Origin of the sequence: Rathayibacter sp. AY1F9 (assembly GCF_002932155.1) — a bacterium.
Taxonomy (GTDB): domain Bacteria; phylum Actinomycetota; class Actinomycetes; order Actinomycetales; family Microbacteriaceae; genus Rathayibacter.
This window is the reverse complement of record NZ_PSVA01000010.1, coordinates 17,813-36,354: the sequence shown is the minus strand read 5'-3', so window position 1 is coordinate 36,354 and position 18,542 is coordinate 17,813. Positions and strand designations below refer to the sequence as shown.

The window sequence follows — 18,542 nt, the reverse complement described above, 5'->3', positions numbered from 1 at the left end:
GTCAGTACGTCTCGCGCAGGCGCTCCTGGTCGACCACCGCTTCGCGGTCCGCGAGGCGGCGCAGGCCCGCGAGGGGCTGCGCCATCCGGTGGTTGCCGCGGAGAACGGGCTCGGCCCGGTCGAGGAAGGCCCAGTACCCGGCGGTCACCGGGCAGGCGTTCTCGCCCAGGCGCACCTTCGGGTCGAAGCGGCAGCCGCCGCAGTAGTCGGACATCCGGTTGATGTAGGCGCCGCCCGAGGCGTACGGCTTCGTCGCGACGACGCCGCCGTCGGCGTGCTGGGACATCCCGATCACGTTCGCCGGCATCACCCACTCCGTGCCGTCGACGAAGACGTCCACGAACCAGTCGTTGAGCTCCGCCGGATCCCACCCCCGCTGCAGTCCCCAGTTGCCGAGCACCATCAGGCGCTGGATGTGGTGCGCCCAGCCGTGCCGGTGCACGTCGTCGAGCGTCTCGTGCAGGCAGTTCGCCTCGATGCCGCTCGGGTCGAGCGCGAGCAGCCCGGCGGGCAGCGGCGTGGAGGCGCCGAGCGCGCGGCTGCGGTTCCGGTACTCCGGCCCGAGGTGCCAGAACAGGTTCCAGACGTAGTCGCGCCAGCCGAGGATCTGGCGGATGAACCCCTCCGTCGCCGCGATCGGCGCGCCCCCGGCGGCGTACTCCGCCTCGGCCGCCTCGACGACCGTCCGCGGATCGAGCACGCCGAGGTTCATCGGGGCGCTGAGCAGCGAGTGCGCCATCGTCCAGTCGCCCGAGAGCATCGCGTCCTCGTAGGTCCCGAAGTCGCCCAGCCGCGACGACACGAAGTCGGCGAGCGCCGCCTCTGCCTCGGCGGGCGTCGCGGCGAAGCGGCGCGGACCGTCGGCGCCGACCAGGCGGACCGCCCCCTCGGCCTCCCAGCGCGCGAGGTCGGCGCGCACCTCCTCGTCGATGTCGTCCTCCTCCGGCCACCACGGGTCCGGCAGGCCGAGCCGGGAGGCGCCCTTGGGCGGAGGCTGGCGGTTGTCGTGGTCGTAGTTCCAGCGGCCGCCCTCGGGCTGGTCGCCGCGCATCAGCACGCCGGTGCGCTCGCGGCTCCACCGGTAGAAGTCCTCCAGCAGCAGGCGCTTGCCCGAGCGGGAGAGCGCCCACTCGCGGAAGTCCTCCTCGGCCGTGATGAAGCCGCGGCTGGGCAGGACGCTCATGCCGAGCCTGCGGGCGAGGCGGCGGCCGCCGCGGGTCGGCGGGTCGATCACCTCGAGGTCGTCGCGCCCGGCGAGGGCCTCGCCGAAGGTCTCGGAGCGGACGTACTCGGCGCGGTCCCCGAGCTCGCGGGCGCGGTGGCGGAGCGCCGACAGCAGCAGCTGCGCCTTGGCGCGGTGCATCGGGCGGCGCCCGAACGCCGATCGGGCCTCGACCAGCAGCATCGGACCGCCGTCGTCGAAGGCAGGGCCGAGCTGGCCGATGACGCTCCAGCGGGTGCGAGGGGGTCTGCTCATCCTCGGAGGCTAGGCGGACGGATCCGGCGCCGGTAGGAGTTGCGCGGCACGGATGTGCAGCCGCCACGTCTTGCACCCCCGCCCCCGATGCAGAAGTCTCGGAGCGAGCGCGGCGGATCCGACCGCGCACCGACGCGACGAAGCGAGGAGGCCGCCATGGCCCACCACGACCACGACAACGAGCACCACGAGGGTCACGAGCACCACGACCACCACGAGGGTCACGACGAGCACACCGCCGGCCACGGCCGTCACGTCGCCGAGGGCACGAGCACCGAGGACACCGAAGGCGGCGAGTACACCTCGACGGAGGGCGTCTCGCACACCGCCGGCGAGGCCGAGGGCAGCTACGTCGACACCTCGGTCAACGAGCAGAGCACCGCCGACAAGGGCAGCTACGTCGACACCAGCGCCGCGGGCACCTCCGCCGAGGGCGAGGGCGAGTACACCGACCGCGACGAGTGACCCGCGCCCGGGCGCCGCGCGTCCCGCCGGGACACCGCGCTCCGGCCGGTGTCCCGGCGGGGAGCCGGCGCCTCGGCGGGACGCGGTGGTCCGCCGGCCCTTCAGGCGGGCTTCAGCGGGGCCGCGGCTAGCCTGGGCTCGCGCGGGGCCCCGCGCGCCGAGCCCGGGGAGGCCGCCATCCGCATCCTGGTCGTCGACGACGAGATCAACCTGCTCCGCGCCCTCGAGACGGGCCTGGAGGCCGAGGGCTTCGCCGTGGACACCGCCACCACCGGCACCGACGCCCTCTGGTACGCGCAGGAGGCCGACTACGCCGCCATCGTCCTCGACCTGATGCTCCCGGACGTCAGCGGCTTCCGCGTCTGCGAGCGGCTGCGCGCCGCCGAGGACTGGACCCCGATCCTGATGCTCACCGCGAAGGACGGCGACCTCGACCAGGTCGAGGCCCTCGACACCGGCGCCGACGACTACCTCACCAAGCCGTTCTCGTTCCCGGTGCTCGTCGCGCGGCTGCGCGCCCTCATCCGCCGCGGAGCCGCCGAGCGGCCCACGGTGCGCGTCGTCGGCGATCTCGTGCTGGATCCGGCGTCCCGGACCGTCGAGCGGGGCGGAGTCGCCGTGCCGCTGACCGCGCGCGAGTTCAGCGTCCTCGAGTACTTCGTCTCGCGGGCGGGCGAGGTCGTCTCCAAACGCGACGTCCTCGGAGCCGTCTGGGACTTCGACTACGACGGCGACCCGAACATCGTCGAGGTCTACGTCCGCACCCTGCGCAACAAGATCGACCGGCCCTTCGGCCGCGACACCCTCCGCACCCGGCGCGGGGCGGGCTACACGCTGGTGGCCGGGTGAGCCGCCGGAGCCTGCGGACCCGCATCACCGCGGCCGCGACCGCCGTGGTGGCCGCCGCCGCGCTCCTCGGGAGCGTGCTCTTCGTCCTGGTCCTCTCCTCCGTGCTCGCCTCGAGCGCCGCCTCCGCCGCCGACGCCGAGGCGGAGCGGGTCGCGGCGCTGGTCGAGCAGGGCGGCCCGGAGGCCGTCCGCGGCTCGGAGGGACTGGTCCAGCTCGTGGTCGACGGGCGGGTGACCGCCGCGGGCGAGGACGCGGAGGACCTCCCTCCGCTCGCGCTGGCCGAGAGCGACGACCCGGTCACGGTCGACGTGGACGACGAGGGGGCGGTGGTGGTCGCCGCCCGCGAGCTCGACGACGACTCCCTCGTCGTGGTCGGCGTGCCCGACGAGGGCCGCGAGGAGGCGGTGTCCACGACGATCGGGCTGCTCGCGGTCGCCGTCCCACTGCTGATCGCGCTGGTGGCGGTGGTGTGCGCCGTCGTCGTCGGCCGGGCGCTGCGCCCCGTGGAGCGGATGCGCGCGGAGGCCGAGGCGGTCACCTCCTCCGCCCTGGACCGCCGGATCGCCGCTCCCGGCTCCGGCGACGAGGTCGACCGGCTGGCGCACACCCTCAACCGGATGCTCGATCGGCTGCAGAGCGGGCAGGAGCGGCAGCGGCGCTTCGTCTCGGACGCCTCGCACGAGCTGCGCTCCCCCGTCGCGGCGCTGCGTCAGTCCGCGGAGGTGGCGCTCGCGCACCCGGACCGGCTCGACTCCGCCCGGCTGGCGAGGACGGTCGCGGAGGAGTCGGTGCGGCTCGGCGGGCTGATCGAGGGCCTGCTGCTGCTCGCCCGGGCGGACGAGGCGCGCCTGGCCGTGGCGGCGGCTCCCGTGGACCTCGACGACCTCGCCCTCGGCGAGGTGCGGCGCCTGCGCGACTCCGGAGCCCGGGTCGACGCGAGCGGGATCTCGCCCGTGCAGGCGGTGGCCGACGAGGCCCTGCTCTCGCGGGCGCTGCGGAACCTGGTCGACAACGCGGTGCGGCACCGCTCCTCGCAGCTGGCGCTCTCGACCCGGATCGACGGAGCGGAGGCGGTGCTCGCGGTGGACGACGACGGGCCGGGGATCCCGGCGGCGGAGCGCGAGCGGGTGCTCGAGCGCTTCGTTCGCCTCGACGAGGGCCGGGCGCGCGACGCCGGAGGCTCGGGCCTCGGCCTGGCGATCGTCGCCGGGATCGCCCGGGCCCACGGCGGACGGGTCGTCGTCGGCGACTCGGCGCTGGGCGGCGCCCGGGTCGAGGTACGGGTGCCGCTCGTCCGCTGAGCGGGCGCTTCAGGCTCGCTTCAGCGCCCGACCGCGAGAGTGCTGGAGGCGTCGACGAGCGGCGCCGGGACGGAGCCATCGTGCAGAAGAAGACGAAGATCATCGCCGGGATCGCCGGAGCGGTCGTGCTGATCGGAGCCGGGACGGGCATCGCCTACGCCGCGACCGACGGCTTCGAGGGATCCGACTCCCTCATCGGCAGCGACCTGGACCGCGCGAGCGAGGCAGCGCTCGCCGAGATCGGCGGCGGGACCGTCACCTCGGCCGAGCGCGACGACGACGGCGCCACCGGCTACGAGCTGGACCTGACCGACCGCGCCGGCCTCGAGTACGAGGTGCGCCTCGACGACTCCTTCGCCGTCCTGTCCGTCGACCCCGACGACCGCGCCCTCCAGGCCGGCTCCGACGACGACGGCGTGCCTGCCGGCGACCCGACCGCCGCCGCCGTGGACCCGGACGACCTCACCGGCGACGACCTCGCCCGCGCGAGCGAGGCGGCGCTGGGCGCCGTCGGCTCCGGGACCGTCACCGAGGCCGAGCGCAGCGACGACGCCGACCACGCCTTCGAGGTGGAGGTCACCCGCGAGGACGGCACGGACGTGGACGTCGAGCTCGACGCCGCGTTCGCCGTGCTCTCGACCCAGGAATAGCGCTCTAGCGGCCGCCGGGGCCCTTCGCGGCCCCGGGTGCGGCACCGCTGCCCGCGGGGGCGCCGACGCCGGTCGCCGCACCGCGAGCGCCCGGGCCGTTGCCGTTGCCGTTGCCGTTGCCGTTGCCGTTGCCGTTGCCGGGAGCGTTCCCGCTGTTGCCGGGTGCGTCGCCGCTGTTCCCCGGAGCGTCCCCGCTGTTCCCCGGAGCGTCGCCGCTGTTCCCCGGAGCGTCGTCGCCGGGAGCGGCCGGGGTCTCCTCCGCGGGCTCCTCCGGCTCGGTCGGCGTCTCCTCCGGCTCCGACTCCTCGGGCGAGGGGGCGGGGTCGTCCTCGGTCTCGACGGGGGCCGGCGTGTCCTCCGGCTCCTCCTCGACCGGGGTCGTCTCCTCGGGAGCCGGGGCGGTCGTCTCGGCCGGAGCCGGCTCCGGGGCTCCCGCGATCAGGGCCTCGAGGTCGGCGCGGACGACGTCGACCTGCGCCTGCACCGTCGCTGCGCGGTCGGAGCTGACGGAGTCCTCGGCGAGCGCGGCGTCGAGCGCCGACTGCAGCGAGGCGAGCTCGGTGAGAGCGCCCTGGTAGTCGTCGGCCGAGGCCTTCTCGGCGACGGCCACCACCGCGTCGTCGAGGGTCTGGGCGGTGCCCTCATCGATGCCCTGCGGCGCGGAGGAGCATCCGCTCAGCAGCAGGACCGAGGCGAGCACGGCGCCGGCGGCGCGCAGTCTGAGGCCCCTCACGAGCGGATGCTCTCGCGCAGCTGACGGAGGTGGTCGCCCAGCTCGCCGTCCACCTGCGGCAGAGGCGACTGGGGACCGTCGATCAGGATGATCGCGAGCCCGACGGCGACCGCGACCAGCGCGAGCACCAGCACGATCAGCCACGGGCTCGGGCCGCGGCGCTGCGGAGGGGCGGCCGCGGGGCGGAGCGGAGCCGTGCGCGGCGCCGGAGCGGTCTGCGGTGCCGGAGCGATCCGCGGTGCCGGAGCGATCCGCTCGGTCGCGGTGACGCGCTGCGTCGGAGCGATCGCCTCCGTGGCCGGGTAGGCGTCGGCCGCGAGCCGGCGGGTCGGGTCGAGCGCCTCCGTCCGCGTGATCGGCTCGGTCTCGGCGAGCGGCTCCGTCGACATCACCCGGGTGGCGGGGACGTCGGGGACGACGATGGCCGCCGGCGGGGAGTCGCGCCGCGGATCGATCAGGCGGCGTGCCGACTCCGCCACCTGCAGCGCGGCGGGACGCTCGCCGGGCTCGCGCCGCGTCATCGAGGTCAGGAGCGAGGTCCAGCCGCTGCCGAGCGACTCCGAGACCTCGGGGTCGCGGAGCAGGCGGGCGAGCGTGACCTCGATCGCCGAGCCCGTGAACGGGCGGCGGCCGGTCAGCGACTCCAGGAGCACCAGGCCGAGGGAGTAGATGTCGCTCGCCGAGGTGACCGGGTCGCCGTGCGCCTGCTCGGGGCTGAGGTAGGCGGCGGTGCCGATGAGGGTGCCGGGCGCGGTGATCCGCGTCGCGTCGATGAGGGAGGCGATGCCGAAGTCGGCCAGCTTCGGGCGGAACTCGCGGCTGGTCAGCGGGCTCGGGACGAGCAGCACGTTCGACGGCTTCACGTCGCGGTGCACGACTCCGGCCGCGTGGACCGTGTGCAGGGCCTCGCCGAGGTCGCCCGCCATCGAGGCGACGTCGTTCGGCGCGACCGGGCCCTCGGCGAGCCGCTCGGACAGGCTCGGGCCCTCGGCGAGCTCCATCACCATGTAGGCCTGGCCGTTGGTGTCGTCGCCGCCGTCGTGCGCGTCGTAGAGGGTGACGAGGGCGGGGTGGTTGAGCGCCGCGAGCAGCCGGATCTCGGACGCCTTGCGCTGCAGGTCCTGGGCGTCGTCGATGCCGGGGGCGAACATCTTCAGCGCGACGGAGCGGCCGAGGACGCCGTCTCTCGCCCGGTAGACCGTGGCCATGCCGCCGCGGCCGATGAGCTCCTCGATCGTGTACCGGCCGTCGACCGTCGTCCCGACGATGCGGGTGTCGCCTGTCCGGTGGGATGCCACGGGTCCTCCTCGCGGTCGGCGGCGGGTGTGCCGCGCCCCCCGGTGCGACCGTCGACCCAGGGTAGTACGTCGACCCTGCACGCCGCCCTCCCCCGGCCGGGCTGTCAAGCGGGTGCCCCCGCGCGCGCCCCGACGTAGCGTCGGAGGTCCCGACGAAAGGCGACGACATGGACCAGGACCGCACGGAGCAGGACGACCAGGGCTCGACCATCGGCAAGCCGGACGGGGCGGCTCCCGCCACCTCCTCCGAGAGCGAGACCATCGAGAAGGACATCTCGGAGTCGCCCGGCAGCGAGCGCGAGACCGAGGCCAAGCAGGACTCGGATCCGGCGGAGAGCCGCACCGAGGTCTCCGGCTCGGCCGAGGTGAAGGCCGTGCCCGGCACGGGCGGCCCGGACGACGTGGGCGACGTCGAGGTCGACCCCGACGAGGTCTCGCTGAACGGCAAGCCGTTCCCGGGTCACGCCGGCACGAAGTAGGACGCCCGGGAGGGGCGGGGCCGCGGCTCCGCCCCTCCCGTGCTCTCCGGTCCACCCACCACCCGTCGTCCGCCCTCGCCCGGGGGGTTCCGCAGATCGCGCGGATCGTCCCGCGCCTTCCGAGCGAACGGCCTCAGGCGACCGGCGTCAGCAGGCCCGGGTCGCGGCGGTCGACGGTGCGGGAGTTGTTCACGCGGCGGTCGACCGGGTGGGCCGTGACGGTCGAGGCCATCGCGACGGACGCCCGGTCGAGGGTGGCGAGCATCTCCTCGGCGGAGGCGAGCGGAGCCGGGTCGAGCCAGGCGTCGCGCACGTCGGGCGTGAGGAACACGGGCATCCGGTCGTGCACTTCGCCGGAGGCGTCGCGCGCCTCGCGGGTGATGATCGTGAAGGAGACGCGCCAGTCGTCGCCCTCCTTGCGGGCCGTGTAGAGGCCGGCCGCGGCGAGGATCGGCTCCTCGCCCTGCAGGAACCAGGGCTGCTTGCCGTCGGCGCGGGTCTCCCACTCGTAGTACCCGCGCATCGGGACGATCGCGCGCTGCTTGGCGAACGCCCCGCGGAACAGGCCGTTCGTCGCGACCGACTCGAGGCGCGCGTTGATCGGCGAGGGCCCCCTGCCCTTCGACCAGGACGGGGTGAAGCCCCAGGACGCGAGCTCCAGCTCGCGCTCCCGCTCGCCGTCGTGGAGCCGCTCGCGGACGATCGGCGCGACGTCGGTGGGAGCGACGCTGTAGTCGGGCGCCCAGTCCTCGGCGCGCCCGCCCGCGGCGACGAACTCGCGGATCAGCTCATCGGTCTCGGAGTCCATCGCGAAGCGGCCGCACATGCGGGACAGGCTACGCCGCACCTCCGACGCCGCGCGAGGCGCCCGGTCCGACCACCCGGGACTTCGCGGACCAGAAGCGCATCAGCGCGCCGGCGAGGATCGAGCCCAGCGCACCTGCGGCGAGGTCGCCGAGCGTGTCCTCGTAGCCGACGAAGATCGAGGAGTCGATGAAGCGGTGCCCCGCCCACTCGCCCCACTCCCACAGGACACCCGCCGTCGTCCCGAAGCAGGCGCAGAGCACGACCGCCGGGAGCAGCGGCCCGCGATCGCCCGCGACGGCAGGCACGACTCCGGCCCGCGCGGCGACGATGTAGGCCACCGCGGCGATCAGCCCGTTGAGCACGCAGTGCACGACCAGGTCCCACTGCGGCCAGGCCTCGTAGAGGCCGAGGACGCTGCTCCAGGACGCCACGAGCAGCGCGAGCCCGAAGAGGGCGTCGAGCGCCGGACGGATGCCGAGGAAGCGCGGCAGCACCAGCCCGATCGCCGCGAGCGCGAGCACCGCCACGTCGACCAGGTCCCAGCCGATCGCGGCCGCCACGATGCTCGCCGCCCCGATCGCGCGGATGCCGTCGGCCGTCCACTCCCCGCGGGTGCGCGGGGGCACCAAGAAGGTCTCGACGAGGGCGGAGCCGCTCACGGGTTCGTGAAGCGCAGCACGGCCTGGACCGGCTCGTGGTCGGAGGGCGCCGCTCCCCCGTAGCGGACGGCGTTGATCCCCGCGGAGACGACCTCGAACGCGCCCTCGCTGACGAGCAGCCAGTCGATCCGCTTGCCCGGCGCCGGCGGGCGGTAGTTCGAGAAGGTGCTCCACGAGTGGGTGAGGTGCTTCTCCGCCGTCTCCCACGCGTCCGCGAGGCGGCCCTCCTCGAGGATCGTCCGGTAGGGGACGGTGTCGACGTCGGTGTTGGTGTCGCCCATCACGATCGCGGGGCGTCCGAGCTCGAGGACGCGGCGGGCGATCAGCTCGGCGGAGCGCTGGCGCGAGCGCCGCGAGATGTGGTCGAAGTGGGTCGAGACCACGGTGAGCTCGCGGCTGGTCGCGTGATCGGTCAGCTCCGCGATCACGGCGGTGCGCGGGATGCGGTTGCCCCAGCTGCGCGAGCCGGCGACGTCCGGGGTGTCCGAGAGGGCGATCTGGGTCCAGTGCCGGACGGCGTAGCGGCTGCGGTCGACGAAGAGCATCACGCGCTCGCCGCCGCGGTCCGCGTCCCGGCCGAAGCCCATCGCCTCGAAGGAGGAGCCCAGCGCCTCGTGCACGGCGGCCGACTGGTCCGGCAGCGCCTCCTGCACGGCGAGGATCGAGGGGCGCTCCTGCTCCAGCACCCGCTGGACGAGCGGGCGGCGCCGGTCCCACTGGTCGACGGCGCGGGAGGTGAGGCGCGGCATCCGCCGGCGGATGTTGTAGGTCATCACGTGCAGATCGGGCGCCTCGGTCGGGCCGATCAGAGGCGTCGCGTCGGTCATCACTCCACCCTACGGGGGCGGATCGAGGTGCCACGGAGGCTTGCGGTGACCGCTCCCGGCCGCTCTACTTCGGACATGCCCCTCTCCCAGGACCTCACCGCTCTCGCCGACGAGCGCTTCGTCTCGCTCACCACGTTCCGGAAGTCCGGGGACGCCGTCTCGACCCCGGTCTGGATCGCCCGCGACGGCGACGAGCTGATCGTCACCACTCCCCGCCGCAGCGGCAAGGTGAAGCGCCTCCGCAACGACGCGCGGGTGACCCTCGTCCCGTGCGACCGCCGCGGCCGCGTCTCCGACTACGCGGTGCCGGTCGAGGCCGCCGCGGAGATCGACGCCGACCCCGGCGAGGTCGAGCGCCTGGGCCGCGTGTTCCTGGCGAAGTACCGGCTCGAGTACCGCGTGTTCCTCCTGATCGAGGGCCTGGTCACCCGCTCCGACCGCACCCGCGTGATGCTCCGCGTCTCCGACCGCTGACCCGCACCGCCCTACACCCCCGGAGGCTCCCGCCGGAAGGCCTGGGGGCCGCCGGACCCGGGGTCTACCGTGGGGCGATCGCCGGTGCCCCTGCGCGCTTCCCGCGCGCGCTCCGGCGGCAGTCAGAAGGAGCACGCAATGAGCATCGGAGCAGGGATCTTCCTCCTCGTCGTCGGCGCGGTCCTCGCCTTCGCGGTGGACGTGCAGGTGTCCGGGATCGACCTGAGGCTGGTCGGCTACATCCTCATGGCGGCCGGAGCGGTCGGCCTGATCCTCGGGCTGGTCCTGCTGACGCGCCGCCGCCAGGCCGTCTCGACCACGCGCTCGGCCGTCGACCCGGCCAGCGGCGAGCAGGTCACCCGCCGCTCGAGCGAGAGCGACGGCCCGCTGATCTGATCGGCGGATCGACGAAGGGCGGGACCTCGCGGTCCCGCCCTTCGTCGTTCACGGCCCTACTCGGCGGGCTCGTCCGGCTCGCCGCCGGAGACGGTGTCGGTGTCGCCGCCACCGGAGGAGGTGTCCGTCCCGGTGCCGTCGGGGAGGTCCTCGGTCTTCTCGGTGTCCTCACCCGTGGTGCGGTCGGTGCTCATGGCGCTCTCCCTTCGCGTCGGCGACCTGCCGACCCTCCCACTCTGCTCCGCCCGCGCCTCGCGGGGCAGGGGGTAGCGGAGGCGGAGGCCGGCGTGGAAGGCGCCTACTCCTCGACGACGATGGTGGTGATGACCGGGTTCCGGCGGTGGCGGCGGGTCAGCCAGCGGCCGAGGGTGCGCGTGATCAGCGCCTCCATGGCCTCGAGCTCGACCGGCTTGCCCGCGGCCTGCAGGACGGCGTCGTCGATCGCCTTGCTCGCATTGGCCTTCCAGCCCGGCTCCTCGACGAAGCCGCGGGTGAAGAACTCGACCGGCTCGCCGAGCGTGCCGCGGTCGAGGTCGGCGATGGCGAGGACCGTGATGGCCCCCTCCTCGGCGAGGACGATGCGGTCGTTCATCGCGTCCTCGGTGGCGACGCCCATCGTGGTGCCGTCGACCAGGATCTGGTCGGCCGGGATGCGCCCGCTGATGCGCGAGCGGCCCTTCACCAGGTCGATCGAGACGCCGTCCTCGATGACGAAGACGTCCTTCTCGTCGATCCCGGTGCGGGTCGCGATCGCCGCGTTCGCGGTGAGGTGGCGCCACTCGCCGTGCACGGGGAGCACCGCGGTGGGGCGGAGGATGTTGTAGCAGTAGGCGAGCTCGCCCGCGCTGGCGTGACCCGAGACGTGCACCTTGGCGTTGCCCTTGTGCACGACCGTGGCGCCCCAGCGGGTGAAGGCGTTGATGATCCGGTAGATCGCGTTCTCGTTGCCGGGGATCAGCGAGCTGGCCAGCAGCACGGTGTCGCCGGGGCCGATGTCGATGATGTGGTCCTTGTTGGCCATGCGCGAGAGCGCCGCCATCGGCTCGCCCTGCGAACCGGTGCAGATCATCACGATCTCGGTCGCGGGGAGCTTCTCGAGCACCTTCATGTCGACGACGAGGCCGGCCGGGATCTTGAGGTAGCCCAGGTCGGCGGCGATGCCCATGTTGCGGACCATCGAGCGGCCGACGAAGGCGACCTTGCGGCCGTGGCGCTGCGCGGCGTCGAGGACCTGCTGGATGCGGTGCACGTGGCTCGCGAAGCTGGACACGACGATGCGGCGCGGCGCGGTGCGGAACACCTGGTCGATCGCGGGGGCGAGGTCACCCTCCGAGATCGCGAAGCCGGGGACGTCGGCGTTCGTGGAGTCGACCAGGAACAGGTCGACTCCCTCGTCGCCGAGGCGCGCGAAGCCGGGGAGGTCGGTGGTGCGCCCGTCGAGCGGGAACTGGTCCATCTTGAAGTCGCCCGTGTGCAGCACGAGGCCGGCCTCGGTGCGGATCGCGACGGCGAGCCCGTCCGGGATGGAGTGGTTCACGGCGAGGAACTCGAGGTCGAAGACGCCGGCGTCGATCCGGTCGCCCTCCTTCACCGGGCGCGTGCGCGGCGTGATGCGGTGCTCCTGCAGCTTCGCGCTGATCAGCGCGAGGGTGAAGGTCGAGGCGATGATCGGGATGTCGCCGCGCTCCTTGAGGAGGTAGGGCACGCCGCCGATGTGGTCCTCGTGGCCGTGGGTGAGGACGATGGCCTCGATGTCCTTCAGGCGCGAGCGGATCGCGGCGAAGTCGGGGAGGATCACGTCGATGCCGGGCTGGTTCTCCTCGGGGAAGAGGACGCCGCAGTCGACGATGAGCAGCTTGCCCTTGTGCTCGAAGACGGTCATGTTGCGGCCGATCTCGCCGAGGCCGCCGAGCGGGGTGATCCGCATGGCGCCCTTCTCGAGGGGCTTGGGCTTGGGGAGCTCGAGGTGGTGGCGGGCGGGCTTGGCGGTTCTGGCGTTTCTCATGCGGTTCTTCCGGGAGGGAGTGGCTGGACGCGGGCGCGCGGCGCAGGGTCCGACCGCGCGCCCGGTCGGGCCGCGGTGATGTGTCGCTCCGGCGCTGTGAGCGCTGTCGGGAGCGGGTGGAGGTGTGCGGGACGGGGCCGGGCGGGGCCGCTCTCAGCGGGCGGTGCCGTCCGTGCGGCGCGCTCTCGCGCACCGACCGTCCCGTACATCCTGCCAGCGTTCCCTGGGTCGCGGGTCCAGGAGGCGGGATCCGGGCCTCGCAGGCGCTCAGGCGCGCGCGTCCTCGACCTCTCGCCGACCCACCGCGTCCTGGCGGCTGCGGAGGAGCTGGCGGCCTGGCGCGCGTGACGGGCGCCGTTCGATGGCTTTACTGCGCTTCACTCGATCTGGATAAAGCACAGTAAGACTCCTGAACCGGCCCGTATGGATGCCGTCGACAATCCCTACACGCCGAACGCGGGAGCGCGACCGGAGATCCTCATCGGCAGAGACGAGCAGACCCAGGCGTTCCGCACGCTGCTGACGCGCCTGCGACGGGGCCGCACGAACCAGTCGATGACCATCACGGGTCTGCGGGGCGTCGGAAAGACGGTCCTTCTCAACAGCTTCCGGACGATCGCCCAGGAGGAGAACGGGGAAGTGATCGAGTTCGAGGCGGTCAAGCACGACAAGGGCCGGTTCCGCCAGGTGCTGGCATCCCAGCTCAAGGCGGCACTCCTCCGCCTGTCCCCCGGCGCGAGATGGACCGACCGCGGGAGGCACGCCGCCGCGGTCTTGAGCGCCTTCGCGGTGTCTGTCGGAGCGGACGGCGTGTGGTCCATCGGATGGGGTGTACCGCCGGCAGAAGGGGTGGCCGATCATCGGGATCTCGGACTGGACCTGACGGACGTCCTCGTCGCCGTGGGTGAAGCGGCGGCCGAGCAGGGCGAGGGGATCGTCGTGCTCATCGACGAGGTCCAGTTCCTCGACTCACCGCAGCTCTAAGCGCTCATCCAAGCCATCCACAAGACCGTGCAGCGGAGCCTCCCCGTCACGTTCGTCGGTGCCGGTCCTCCGCAGATCGCCGAGCTGGTCGGCGATGCGAGATCGTACGCCGAGCGGCTCTTCACCTTTCCGCGGATCGACTCGCTCGATCACGACGAAGCGGTAGCGGCTCTCCGAGAGCCGGCAGCGGCCGAGGGCGCGGTCTACGACGACGACGCTGTTGAGCTCGCAGTCGAGATCACGAGCGGATACCCCTCTTTCATCCAGGAACGGGGCTACCAGGTCTGGACGGTGGCTGAGAACGATCGCATCCACCGGGAGGACGTCGAATTGGCGAGGGAGGCCTAGGAGGCGAAGCTGGACAGCTCCTTCTTCCGCGTGCGACTCGATCGGGCGAGTCCACTTCAGACCGCGTACATGCGAGCCATGGCGGAGCTCGGACCAGAGCCCCAGAAAGCGGGCGACGTCGCGGCGCTTCTGGAGCGCGCGTCCACTCAGCTCGGATCGGTCCGCGCGGAGCTGATCGGGATATGGCTCCTGTTCACTCCCGAGCACGGGTACGCCGCGTTCACTGTTCCGGACTTCGACCGGTTCATGAAGCGTGCAGTCCCCGTCTTGGAGGTGCCTCCCGTCGTGAGCCGGGGAGCCCGTCGAGCACCCGCCACCGAGGTCTGAGCCAGGCCGCACCCGTTCACGGCCGCCCGGCGTCAGGACTCGTCGGCCTCGAAGCGCAGGGACCGGTCGGCCACCGGCAGCCCGGAGTCGCGCACGGCGGCCTCGATCGCGGCGTGCCCGCCGTCGGGCGCGACGATCCGCAGGCCGTCCTCGGTCGCCCAGTAGGCGGTGACGCCGTGCTCCTCGACGAGGGTCGTGAGCAGCGCGGCGGTCCGCTCCTGCTCGCCGGGACCGACGGTGATCGCGGCCCAGGGACCGGAGATCTCGACCGGGGCGCCCCGCTCCGCGCCCGCAGCGTCCCGCAGGTCCTCCGCCGCGCGGACGATCGGGAGCAGCGCGGGCAGCCCGCCGGAGACGTCCTCGAAGGAGTCGAGGGCGAAGGCCCCCTCGCGGAGCGACGCGTGCAGCTCCAGGCCGCGGCCGAGGCCGTCGATCCGCTCGAGCAGGGCCGACGCGTCGACAGCGGGAGCGGGGCACGCGGCGGTCGGCTCCTCCGCGCCCGCGAAGGAGAGGGTGTTCCCGCCTGCGGACGTCGCCCGGAACGACCACAGCACCGGATCCGCGTACTCGGTCGCGCAGGCCGTCGCGAGGGCGTCGGCGAGCGCCGGCTCCTCGACCGCGACCCCGACCCAGGAGGTCGGCGGGCCGAACGCCGGCGCCTCGACCCAGCGCTCGGCGCCATCGAGGGAGACTCCGGGCACCGCGGCGACCTCGCTCGTCAGACGGTCGAAGCCGGCGTCGGGCCGTGCGAACGGCGTCTCGTCGATCGTCCAGACGAGGAGCGTCAGCCCGCCGGCGGCGAGGGCCGCGGCGAGGACGCCGGCGACGGGGAGGAGGAGGCGACGGGACACGCCCCCATCCTCGCTCCCCTCCTCCGCGGCGTCACGTGGACATCGGGTGAACGGACGGTGCGTCGGCGACGCCGGCTCCCGCCTCGATCGAGCGCATCATCCGGGTGTTCACGGGCGACGGGTGGACCGAGTCGACCCGGACGCCGGTGCCCGCGACCTCGAGGGCCGCGCTCCTGGTGAGCCCGGCGACCCCGCGCTTCGAGGCGACGGAGGGGCTGAGGCCCGGGGCGCCGTCGAGCCCGGCGACGGAGGAAGTGGTGATCACGCTGCCCCGCCCCTGCTCGATCATCCGCGGCAGCACGGAACGGAGCCGGTGCCGACCCGCTCCCAGCACGCTGGGCGGCCGCCGGCCGCCTGCCACGGGGGTCGACCTCCGCGGGGGTCAGGGGTTACCGGCGCAGTCCCGAGACGAGCGCGAGGAGCCCGTCCATCGACTCGACGACGAGGGGCGGGAGGTCGCCGCGCTCGGCGACGAAGGCGATCGGGGTGGTCGCGACGACGTGCCCGGCGAGCTCGCCGTCGACGTGCACGACCAGGAGGCCCGCCCCCTCGGCCTCGGGGGTGCCGACCACGACCTCCCGCTCGCCGAGGAAGCCGGTGCGCGGTTCCCTCCGGGCGGTGCGGATCCACGCGGGCAGCGGCTCCTCGGCGACGTACCTCGCAAGGGCGTCCTCGAGCGACGGGCAGGTCACGTCCTCCTGCGGCAGCCCGAGGCGGTGCGCCTCGAAGCCGCCGTCGACCGGCGTGATGAAGCCGAGCACGGCCTCCGGCTCCCGCGGGTCCTCGGTGCGGGCGCGGACCCGCCAGCCGTCGTCGCCGACCGGGTCGAGCTCCACGTCGTCGACGGTCGCGGGCAGTGCTGTGCGGATCACGGGTGGTCCTTCCTCGAGGGACCGTCCAGTCCACCGGACGGCGGAGGGCGCGTCACCGGGGTTGACGACGGTCGCACCACCCGCATCGAGCACGCCCGCTCCGGACGCGTCCGACTGCTCCCGCTCCGGCACAAGGCCCAGCGCGCGGGCCGCCGTCTCCGCTTGACTGGGGGCGACGCGCCGACCCTCGGCGCACCCGGGAGGCGACATGGCGAACCACCGTTTCGAGCTGCGGTCCGGCCGCGGGATGGGCGTCTCGGCGGCGGGCGATCCCGTCGCCGACCGGCTGGTGGTGTTCTGCCACCCCACTCCCGGAGCGGGCGGCTTCGACCCCGACCCGACCGTCACCGGTCCGTGGGGCCTGCACCTGCTGATCCTCGACCGCCCCGGCTACGGCGCCTCGGACCCGGTCGACGCCGCTCACGGCCGCGTCGAGGACCGCGCGGACGACCTCGCCGAGTACCTGCGCCGCTCCGAGCGCACCGCCCGCATGGTCGAGGGCGCCCGCTTCGGCAGCGTCGGCGTGGTCGGCTGGGGCTCCGGCGGCGCGTTCGCGCTCTCGCTCGCGGCCCGGCACCCCGACCTCGTGGACCGCCTCGCGCTGGTCGGCACCCCCGCGCCCCCGCAGGCCGGCGTGATCGTGCACCCCACCAGCGCGTGGGAGCGGCGCGAGACCCTCCGCGGGGAGGACGCCGACGCGATCGCCGCCGCCCTCCCGCAGACGCAGCCGGGCCTGGACGCGCTCGGGATCGACTCCGACGACCCGGTGCTCGCCACCCACGGCGGACTGCGCAACCGGCTGGAGCGGATGCTCGCCGAGGGCTGGCGGCAGGGCCCGAGCGGCGCCGCGACCGACCTCGCGGCGCTCCGCGACGGCTCCTGGGCCGACGACCTCGACCGGGTGACCGCCGAGACGCTCCTGGTCCACGGCGACGCGGACCCGGCGGCGAGCGCCGAGGACGGCCGCTGGTACCGCGGCCGCCTCGCGCGGGCGCGCACCGTGACGGTCGACGGAGCCGGCCGGCTGGCGCTCGTGCGCGAGTGGCGCCGGATCCTCGACCACGTCGCTCCGCTCGAGCGCGGGGCGGAGGGCCGATGAGCCGCCTGGGCGCGGGCCCGCTCGTGCTCGTGTCGGCGATGGCGGTCTCGGGAGTCGTCCACCTGGTGCACCCGCGGACCTTCGACGCGGTGGTCCCGCGAGGGATGCCCGGCTCGGCGCGCGGATGGGTCCTCGTCTCGGGAGCGGCGGAGCTGGTCTGCGCGGCCGCGACGCTGCACCCGCGGAGCCGCGCGGCCGGCGGTCTCGCCTCCGCCGCCCTGATGGCCGCCGTCCTCCCCGGCAACGTGCAGATGGCGCGGGACGCCCGTCGGCCTCGGACCCGGGTGATCACGCTGCTGCGCCTCCCGCTCCAGATCCCGCTCGTGCTCTGGGGTCTTCAGGCGGCACGCAGCCGCTGACGCAAGCCCGCGCGTGCGCGGATCGCCCGCTGCTACCGTCCAGGCATGACCGACCAGAGCGCGGACGACCGCCACGACCAGCTGACCAGCGCCCCGAAGGCGACGGAGGCCGACGCGGCCCCGCGCATCGAGGTCTCCACCACCGAGGCCGGCGACACCCGCATCGACATCCGCGAGGACGCCGCCGTGCGACCGGGCCGTGTCGACGAGAACGGCGACGAGCTCGACGAGAGCCGCGACGATGCCTGAGCGCCGCCGTGCCGCGCTCGTCTACAACCCCGTCAAGGTCGACCTGGAGTCGGTGAAGGCCGCTGTGAAGCGCGCCGAGGAGGCCGCCGGCTGGGAGGAGACGCTCTGGTACGAGACCTCCGTCGAGGACCCCGGGGCCGGTCAGACGAAGGAGGCCCTCGCCGCGGGCGCCGACGTCGTGATCGCGGCCGGCGGCGACGGGACGGTCCGCGTCGTGGCGGAGGCCCTCCGCGGCTCCGACGCCTCGCTCGCGCTGCTGCCCTCCGGCACCGGCAACCTGCTCGCCCGCAACCTGAACCTCACGCTCGACGACATCGACAACTCCCTGACCGTCGCGTTCTCCGGACAGGACCGGGCGATCGACGTCGGGATGATCGACATCGAGACCTCCACGGGCCGCGACCGCCACGCCTACGTCGTGATGGCGGGCCTCGGGATCGACGCGAAGATGCTCGCCAACACCGACGACGACCTCAAGAAGCGGGCCGGCTGGCTCGCCTACGTGGACGCGCTGCGGAAGGCCCTGCTCGACAAGAACCAGCTCGAGTTCCGCTACCGCCTCGACGGCTCGAAGACCCGCAAGGTGCGCGCGCACACGATCATCGTGGGCAACTGCGGCGCCCTGCCGGCGAACATCCTCCTGCTGCCGGACGCGGCCGTCGACGACGGCGAGTTCGACATCGTCCTGCTGCGCCCCGAGGGCTTCTTCGGCTGGGTGCAGATCATCTTCAAGGTGGTGTGGGAGAACGGCGTGCTCCGCCGCAGCGGCGTCGTCGGCAAGAAGCTGATGGGCCTGACCAAGGAGGTGTCGGCCCTGCGGTACGTGAAGGGCCGCGACCTCACGGTCCGCCTCGAGCACGCGCAGGAGATCGAGCTCGACGGCGATCCGTTCGGCTCGACCTCGGCGTTCCGCACCTGGATCGAGCCCGGCGGGCTGACGGTGCGCGTCCCGGCGTAGCGCCGGCGGCGGCCGGGCGGATCCGCCCGGTCCGCCTCCCGCCGGGAGAGAGGATCGTCATCCCTCCCGGCGGAG

At 73.9% G+C, this 18,542-nt stretch carries 25 protein-coding genes; 14 read left to right on the top strand and 11 right to left on the bottom strand.

From position 1 onward, the window contains the following. Position 1: 1 nt before the first annotated feature. On the bottom strand, positions 2-1,477 hold the full coding sequence (locus C5C37_RS08410; protein ID WP_104258008.1) for a cryptochrome/photolyase family protein: 1,476 nt from the start codon (positions 1,475-1,477) through the stop codon (positions 2-4). Between the two features lie 156 nt (positions 1,478-1,633). Here C5C37_RS08410 and C5C37_RS17470 point away from each other — a divergent pair, with 156 nt between their 5' ends. The 4 genes from C5C37_RS17470 to C5C37_RS08390 all read left to right on the top strand — a co-directional run bounded on the left by C5C37_RS17470 (position 1,634) and on the right by C5C37_RS08390 (position 4,742). Then, the gene (locus C5C37_RS17470; RefSeq protein ID WP_181027115.1) at positions 1,634-1,942 is read left to right on the top strand and encodes a hypothetical protein; all 309 of its coding nucleotides are present in this window, start codon (positions 1,634-1,636) and stop codon (positions 1,940-1,942) included. A 177-nt stretch (positions 1,943-2,119) separates the two neighbouring features. Continuing rightward, positions 2,120-2,791: a response regulator transcription factor gene (locus tag C5C37_RS08400; RefSeq protein ID WP_104249963.1), complete on the top strand. Its 672-nt coding sequence runs from the start codon at positions 2,120-2,122 to the stop codon at positions 2,789-2,791. After that, positions 2,788-4,092: a cell wall metabolism sensor histidine kinase WalK gene (locus C5C37_RS08395; protein WP_104338789.1), complete on the top strand. Its 1,305-nt coding sequence runs from the start codon at positions 2,788-2,790 to the stop codon at positions 4,090-4,092. Before C5C37_RS08400 ends, C5C37_RS08395 begins: the two co-directional genes overlap by 4 nt. 80 nt (positions 4,093-4,172) lie before the next feature. Continuing rightward, on the top strand, positions 4,173-4,742 hold the full coding sequence (locus tag C5C37_RS08390; protein ID WP_104338788.1) for a PepSY domain-containing protein: 570 nt from the start codon (positions 4,173-4,175) through the stop codon (positions 4,740-4,742). Between the two features lie 4 nt (positions 4,743-4,746). Here the strand turns inward: C5C37_RS08390 and C5C37_RS08385 are convergent, their stop codons facing one another. Further along, positions 4,747-5,475 carry a hypothetical protein gene (locus C5C37_RS08385; protein ID WP_104338787.1) on the bottom strand — a complete coding sequence of 243 codons (729 nt, stop codon included), beginning with the start codon at positions 5,473-5,475 and terminating at the stop codon, positions 4,747-4,749. Beyond that, positions 5,472-6,773, bottom strand: a complete 1,302-nt coding sequence (locus C5C37_RS08380) for a serine/threonine-protein kinase (RefSeq protein WP_104338786.1) — start codon at positions 6,771-6,773, stop codon at positions 5,472-5,474. The genes C5C37_RS08385 and C5C37_RS08380 overlap by 4 nt, the downstream gene beginning before the upstream one ends. Before the next feature lie 167 nt (positions 6,774-6,940). Between C5C37_RS08380 and C5C37_RS08375 the strand changes: the two genes are divergently transcribed. Beyond that, the gene (locus C5C37_RS08375; RefSeq protein ID WP_104222919.1) at positions 6,941-7,252 is read left to right on the top strand and encodes a hypothetical protein; all 312 of its coding nucleotides are present in this window, start codon (positions 6,941-6,943) and stop codon (positions 7,250-7,252) included. 133 nt (positions 7,253-7,385) lie between these two features. Here C5C37_RS08375 and C5C37_RS08370 read toward each other — a convergent pair whose 3' ends face one another. From C5C37_RS08370 to C5C37_RS08360, 3 genes are read right to left on the bottom strand one after another with little or no spacing between them, the layout of a single operon-like run. Next, complete coding sequence (locus C5C37_RS08370) at positions 7,386-8,078, bottom strand: SOS response-associated peptidase (protein ID WP_104226115.1); 693 nt, start codon at positions 8,076-8,078, stop codon at positions 7,386-7,388. Positions 8,079-8,088: 10 nt separating this feature from the next. Continuing rightward, positions 8,089-8,718: a hypothetical protein gene (locus tag C5C37_RS08365; RefSeq protein ID WP_104262772.1), complete on the bottom strand. Its 630-nt coding sequence runs from the start codon at positions 8,716-8,718 to the stop codon at positions 8,089-8,091. Next, positions 8,715-9,545 carry an endonuclease/exonuclease/phosphatase family protein gene (locus C5C37_RS08360; RefSeq protein WP_104262773.1) on the bottom strand — a complete coding sequence of 277 codons (831 nt, stop codon included), beginning with the start codon at positions 9,543-9,545 and terminating at the stop codon, positions 8,715-8,717. Before C5C37_RS08360 ends, C5C37_RS08365 begins: the two co-directional genes overlap by 4 nt. A 75-nt stretch (positions 9,546-9,620) precedes the next feature. Between C5C37_RS08360 and C5C37_RS08355 the strand changes: the two genes are divergently transcribed. Together C5C37_RS08355 and C5C37_RS08350 are read left to right on the top strand one after the other, a co-directional pair. After that, the gene (locus C5C37_RS08355; protein WP_104338785.1) at positions 9,621-10,019 is read left to right on the top strand and encodes a PPOX class F420-dependent oxidoreductase; all 399 of its coding nucleotides are present in this window, start codon (positions 9,621-9,623) and stop codon (positions 10,017-10,019) included. Between the two features lie 138 nt (positions 10,020-10,157). Next, positions 10,158-10,415, top strand: coding sequence for a DUF6458 family protein (locus C5C37_RS08350; RefSeq protein ID WP_104262774.1), 258 nt, complete (start codon positions 10,158-10,160; stop codon positions 10,413-10,415). Between the two features lie 56 nt (positions 10,416-10,471). Here C5C37_RS08350 and C5C37_RS17465 read toward each other — a convergent pair whose 3' ends face one another. Further along, positions 10,472-10,609: a hypothetical protein gene (locus C5C37_RS17465; RefSeq protein WP_159940924.1), complete on the bottom strand. Its 138-nt coding sequence runs from the start codon at positions 10,607-10,609 to the stop codon at positions 10,472-10,474. 104 nt (positions 10,610-10,713) lie between these two features. Further along, on the bottom strand, positions 10,714-12,420 hold the full coding sequence (locus C5C37_RS08345; protein WP_104222925.1) for a ribonuclease J: 1,707 nt from the start codon (positions 12,418-12,420) through the stop codon (positions 10,714-10,716). A 423-nt stretch (positions 12,421-12,843) separates the two neighbouring features. On the opposite strand from C5C37_RS08345, the gene C5C37_RS17870 reads away from it, so the two are divergent. The 3 genes from C5C37_RS17870 (at position 12,844) to C5C37_RS17860 (ending at position 14,079) form a co-directional block, all read left to right on the top strand. Beyond that, on the top strand, positions 12,844-13,404 hold the full coding sequence (locus C5C37_RS17870; RefSeq protein ID WP_258068643.1) for an ATP-binding protein: 561 nt from the start codon (positions 12,844-12,846) through the stop codon (positions 13,402-13,404). A gap of 27 nt (positions 13,405-13,431) precedes the next feature. Further along, on the top strand, positions 13,432-13,752 hold the full coding sequence (locus tag C5C37_RS17865; protein WP_258074078.1) for a hypothetical protein: 321 nt from the start codon (positions 13,432-13,434) through the stop codon (positions 13,750-13,752). Positions 13,753-13,830: 78 nt separating this feature from the next. After that, the gene (locus C5C37_RS17860; protein ID WP_258068640.1) at positions 13,831-14,079 is read left to right on the top strand and encodes a hypothetical protein; all 249 of its coding nucleotides are present in this window, start codon (positions 13,831-13,833) and stop codon (positions 14,077-14,079) included. Between the two features lie 32 nt (positions 14,080-14,111). Here C5C37_RS17860 and C5C37_RS08335 read toward each other — a convergent pair whose 3' ends face one another. The 3 genes from C5C37_RS08335 to C5C37_RS08325 all read right to left on the bottom strand — a co-directional run bounded on the left by C5C37_RS08335 (position 14,112) and on the right by C5C37_RS08325 (position 15,802). Beyond that, positions 14,112-14,930: a hypothetical protein gene (locus C5C37_RS08335; protein ID WP_104323656.1), complete on the bottom strand. Its 819-nt coding sequence runs from the start codon at positions 14,928-14,930 to the stop codon at positions 14,112-14,114. Between the two features lie 31 nt (positions 14,931-14,961). Next, positions 14,962-15,231 carry an SDR family NAD(P)-dependent oxidoreductase gene (locus C5C37_RS08330; protein WP_258064113.1) on the bottom strand — a complete coding sequence of 90 codons (270 nt, stop codon included), beginning with the start codon at positions 15,229-15,231 and terminating at the stop codon, positions 14,962-14,964. A gap of 88 nt (positions 15,232-15,319) precedes the next feature. Then, on the bottom strand, positions 15,320-15,802 hold the full coding sequence (locus C5C37_RS08325; protein WP_104338784.1) for a hypothetical protein: 483 nt from the start codon (positions 15,800-15,802) through the stop codon (positions 15,320-15,322). Between the two features lie 208 nt (positions 15,803-16,010). Between C5C37_RS08325 and C5C37_RS08320 the strand changes: the two genes are divergently transcribed. Genes C5C37_RS08320 through C5C37_RS08305 form a run of 4 tightly spaced genes read left to right on the top strand, consistent with a single transcriptional unit; the run spans position 16,011 to position 18,467 of the window. Next, positions 16,011-16,901, top strand: coding sequence for an alpha/beta fold hydrolase (locus C5C37_RS08320; RefSeq protein WP_104338783.1), 891 nt, complete (start codon positions 16,011-16,013; stop codon positions 16,899-16,901). Then, positions 16,898-17,260 (top strand): hypothetical protein, encoded by a 363-nt coding sequence (locus C5C37_RS08315; protein WP_104338782.1) that lies wholly within the window; start codon positions 16,898-16,900, stop codon positions 17,258-17,260. The genes C5C37_RS08320 and C5C37_RS08315 overlap by 4 nt, the downstream gene beginning before the upstream one ends. 45 nt (positions 17,261-17,305) lie before the next feature. Next, positions 17,306-17,509, top strand: a complete 204-nt coding sequence (locus tag C5C37_RS08310; protein ID WP_104222930.1) for a multidrug transporter — start codon at positions 17,306-17,308, stop codon at positions 17,507-17,509. Beyond that, complete coding sequence (locus C5C37_RS08305; RefSeq protein ID WP_104222931.1) at positions 17,502-18,467, top strand: diacylglycerol kinase family protein; 966 nt, start codon at positions 17,502-17,504, stop codon at positions 18,465-18,467. The genes C5C37_RS08310 and C5C37_RS08305 overlap by 8 nt, the downstream gene beginning before the upstream one ends. Positions 18,468-18,542 lie beyond the last annotated feature (75 nt).

What these genes read in the sequence shown, in the direction of transcription:
- C5C37_RS08410 (WP_104258008.1), bottom strand. Translation starts at nt 1,477, where the DNA reads ATGAGCAGACCCCCTCGCACCCGCTGGAGCGTCATCGGCCAGCTCGGC.
- C5C37_RS17470 (WP_181027115.1), top strand. Translation starts at nt 1,634, where the DNA reads ATGGCCCACCACGACCACGACAACGAGCACCACGAGGGTCACGAGCAC.
- C5C37_RS08375 (WP_104222919.1), top strand. Translation starts at nt 6,941, where the DNA reads ATGGACCAGGACCGCACGGAGCAGGACGACCAGGGCTCGACCATCGGC.
- C5C37_RS08370 (WP_104226115.1), bottom strand. Translation starts at nt 8,078, where the DNA reads ATGTGCGGCCGCTTCGCGATGGACTCCGAGACCGATGAGCTGATCCGC.
- C5C37_RS08360 (WP_104262773.1), bottom strand. Translation starts at nt 9,545, where the DNA reads ATGACCGACGCGACGCCTCTGATCGGCCCGACCGAGGCGCCCGATCTG.
- C5C37_RS08355 (WP_104338785.1), top strand. Translation starts at nt 9,621, where the DNA reads ATGCCCCTCTCCCAGGACCTCACCGCTCTCGCCGACGAGCGCTTCGTC.
- C5C37_RS08350 (WP_104262774.1), top strand. Translation starts at nt 10,158, where the DNA reads ATGAGCATCGGAGCAGGGATCTTCCTCCTCGTCGTCGGCGCGGTCCTC.
- C5C37_RS17465 (WP_159940924.1), bottom strand. Translation starts at nt 10,609, where the DNA reads ATGAGCACCGACCGCACCACGGGTGAGGACACCGAGAAGACCGAGGAC.
- C5C37_RS08345 (WP_104222925.1), bottom strand. Translation starts at nt 12,420, where the DNA reads ATGAGAAACGCCAGAACCGCCAAGCCCGCCCGCCACCACCTCGAGCTC.
- C5C37_RS17870 (WP_258068643.1), top strand. Translation starts at nt 12,844, where the DNA reads ATGGATGCCGTCGACAATCCCTACACGCCGAACGCGGGAGCGCGACCG.
- C5C37_RS17860 (WP_258068640.1), top strand. Translation starts at nt 13,831, where the DNA reads ATGGCGGAGCTCGGACCAGAGCCCCAGAAAGCGGGCGACGTCGCGGCG.
- C5C37_RS08320 (WP_104338783.1), top strand. Translation starts at nt 16,011, where the DNA reads ATGGCGAACCACCGTTTCGAGCTGCGGTCCGGCCGCGGGATGGGCGTC.
- C5C37_RS08315 (WP_104338782.1), top strand. Translation starts at nt 16,898, where the DNA reads ATGAGCCGCCTGGGCGCGGGCCCGCTCGTGCTCGTGTCGGCGATGGCG.
- C5C37_RS08310 (WP_104222930.1), top strand. Translation starts at nt 17,306, where the DNA reads ATGACCGACCAGAGCGCGGACGACCGCCACGACCAGCTGACCAGCGCC.
- C5C37_RS08305 (WP_104222931.1), top strand. Translation starts at nt 17,502, where the DNA reads ATGCCTGAGCGCCGCCGTGCCGCGCTCGTCTACAACCCCGTCAAGGTC.